Annotated in this window: 2 protein-coding genes and 1 pseudogene; 2 read left to right on the forward strand and 1 reads right to left on the reverse strand. The window is 31.0% G+C overall.

The window, feature by feature from the left end; all coding sequences use genetic code 11:
* Nucleotides 1–116 precede the first annotated feature (116 nt).
* A complete protein-coding gene (locus ACJDU8_RS25320) occupies nucleotides 117–347 on the forward strand; it encodes an IS3 family transposase (RefSeq protein ID WP_406794960.1) in 231 nt (76 codons plus the stop codon).
* A 1,049-nt stretch (nucleotides 348–1,396) separates the two neighbouring features.
* Here the strand turns inward: ACJDU8_RS25320 and ACJDU8_RS25325 are convergent.
* A complete protein-coding gene (locus tag ACJDU8_RS25325; protein WP_406794961.1) occupies nucleotides 1,397–2,113 on the reverse strand; it encodes an Rpn family recombination-promoting nuclease/putative transposase in 717 nt (238 codons plus the stop codon).
* Between the two features lie 532 nt (nucleotides 2,114–2,645).
* On the opposite strand from ACJDU8_RS25325, the pseudogene ACJDU8_RS25330 reads away from it, so the two are divergent.
* Nucleotides 2,646–2,817: pseudogene (locus ACJDU8_RS25330) on the forward strand (putative sulfate exporter family transporter); the annotation flags it as partial.

Here is a 2,817-nt window from a genome sequence, read left to right on the forward strand (position 1 = left end):
GCCGTATGAGAGGGAAACTCTCACGTACGGTTCTTAGATGAGGGAAAGGGAGCAATCCCTTTTTCTTAATCGATTATACTTCTAACGACTTTCGTCAACGTATTCTCAAAGCTGGGATGACGCAAAGCATGTCTAGAGTAGCACGATGTATTGATAATGGACCTATGGAAGGATTTTGGGGACTGATGAAAAGAGAAATGTATTACACTAGAAAATACCAGACTAAGGAAGAATTAATAAAAGCTATTGACAGTTATATGAATTATTATACGAATCAAAGACCACAACGGAAGTTAGGTGTTTTGACACCGATGGAATATCATGAAAAACTATTATTAGCTGCATAGAAAAACTGCCGTGCACAAGGTGAACGGCAACATCTAAATTTTTGTTTTTTCAATTGTCTACTTGACGGGATGCACACCATCATCAGGTATTTCTACTAACTTTACACCAGTAAATATTAATATATAATCCTTCATCCACAAAACCTTCACTTCACCATAATAATATAAAATTAATATATATAGTTTTCATATAGATAGAACTATTGAAATGACTTGTATCTACAATAAATGTTATCAAATTTTCTTATGTACTACATTTTCTAATTTAATCTGAGTAAACTTATCAATTCTTTCAGAAATGATAAGAAGCATAGATACCTTCTAAGATATTAATGTATAAACCTTTTTAAAAATGGGAATTATTAAAGTAATAATTTCTTCGTGAGGTGTATTATGGAAGTAATATTTATATCAGGAATGGTTTATCTAGTATCAACATTTTTATTACATATTCATTAAATAAGAAAGTTGATAGGAAGCACTTTAAAAGTGTAAGATAATCATCTAAAAACTCCTTTTAAAGTTTTTGAAGTTAACTTTAAAAGGAGTTTTAGATGATTATAAAAAACAACTCAAGAAGTATATACTGAATGAGTAGATTAAAATCATACGTGAATGTCACGGCAGCGGACAGGCTGTGAAATCATGCTGCTTGGAAAATGGTATTTGTCAGGTATTATTACTGGTTAAGAAAAATACGCGCTGCCGCCTTAAAGACATCCCTTCCATAAATCCACAGAAACAAATAATTCCTGTTGATACTTCTAATTATCAAATATCATTCCTTAAGATATAACTTATATTTCTCCAGAAACAGCTTAATATTATAGTTCGTTTAGGTCCTGCTGTGCTTAAAATTTACAACATTGCCTCATACAGTTTAATTGAAAATGTTGTAAAGGTGCTGCAAAATGTTAGGTGACATTTCAAGGGCAGGAAAAATATATATTCTCTTTTCATTTTAGAAAAACAACTATCCAATCACCAGAATATGCGAATTATTAACTTACCATATAGAGAGCACAATGAACCTTCATACCTAACATAGTTTAATATCCTAGTAATTGGTCACTAATTTCCGCCTGTCTGACTTCATATAACATTCTAGCTTTTTCATCTTTGCTAATTATTTTGAGCAAATTATAGGCTTTCTTTATGTCCTCGTTCTTCTCAGCAAGAACTTCCATCACCTCTTCTGATTTTGCACCTATAAATTCCATCCACTGTACTATTGCTTCGTTCTCATCTTTCATCACTTCCTCATCCAACAGCTTTGATAACTCTATAAAGTGTATTTCTGGTACATCTGTCAGTTTATATCCTGTTTTATCTTCCGTTATATGGTATGTTGTATGTATTCCCTTTAATGGTGTATATTTAGAATCTGCTATATTTATAGTTATACACTTTTTTAGTTTATTGCAAGTATCTACTGAATTTATTCCACTTATATACATGTTAGCCCAATAAAACATAGTCTTTTCTGGTATAAATCCATGTGGGAATATATGTATTCGAATATCCATCCGCTTTTTTTCTTTTGTAGTTACTTTAACATCTAGTATCTCTTTTTTATCTTCTTTAAATTCATGAAGCAATTCCTCGTCCATTATTTCTATTTCTACAAATTCATTTATAGGTAATTTTAATATAGCACTCAATAGCGCTATTAGTATATCTATATTTTTAGAATTTCCAAAAAGTAACTTAAATGCGAAATCTATTTTTGGAGACATTATGAAGTTATTCTCACTTTCATTAACCATTTTATCACGTCCTTAAAGTATTTTTTATACAATTATTATAGCAAAAGTACTACTTTTTTACTATAATAACGAATTGTGCTAGGGCGTGTCTGAAAAGGCACACTTCCTATACTATTTGCACAAAATAAATATCGAAGCACAATAAACAAAGCAAGAAAAGAAGATGCGAGCTTATCGTACCAAGTTGCAATCCTACAAGAATGCTTTATTTTAATGAAAATCTAGATTTTATAACTCACAATGCTATAATGGATGCTTGCATTGGGTCCAATCCTAAAGAAATATCTGAAGAAAAGATAAAAAAACTCTTACAGTATATTCCACTATGATTTTATTTTTAGGGGTTGTAAACGCAACCCCTAAACTACTATCAACTTAAACCTGATAGAATGTAAAACACATAACCCGTCTAAAGAATGATTTTAACCTCAAATAGATAAACCTATTTCCTAAGCAAGGTCAGCCTTTGGAAAAAAATTAAAGTTTAAATTTTTGCACCATTTCATTAAGGTTTTGGGCAAGTCCTGCCTGGCTTTGTGCAGTTATAATAAAACTCACAAGAATCTTGGCAATTGTTCCAATTACGCTAGTTTTAGCTGTCTATACTTCCAAAAAGGAAGCTAAAAATGAAAATGGCTCTTATAGTGTAAGTAAAATATTTCCTTGGTTCGTACTTGCCTTTGCAGCTGCATCAGTAATTAATA

Source organism: Candidatus Clostridium eludens, from assembly GCF_045310515.1.
Taxonomy (GTDB): domain Bacteria; phylum Bacillota; class Clostridia; order Clostridiales; family Clostridiaceae; genus Clostridium_B; species Clostridium_B eludens.

Coding starts and splice junctions, on each gene's coding strand:
- ACJDU8_RS25320 (WP_406794960.1), top strand. CDS start 117: ATGACGCAAAGCATGTCTAGAGTAGCACGATGTATTGATAATGGACCT.
- ACJDU8_RS25325 (WP_406794961.1), bottom strand. CDS start 2,113: ATGGTTAATGAAAGTGAGAATAACTTCATAATGTCTCCAAAAATAGAT.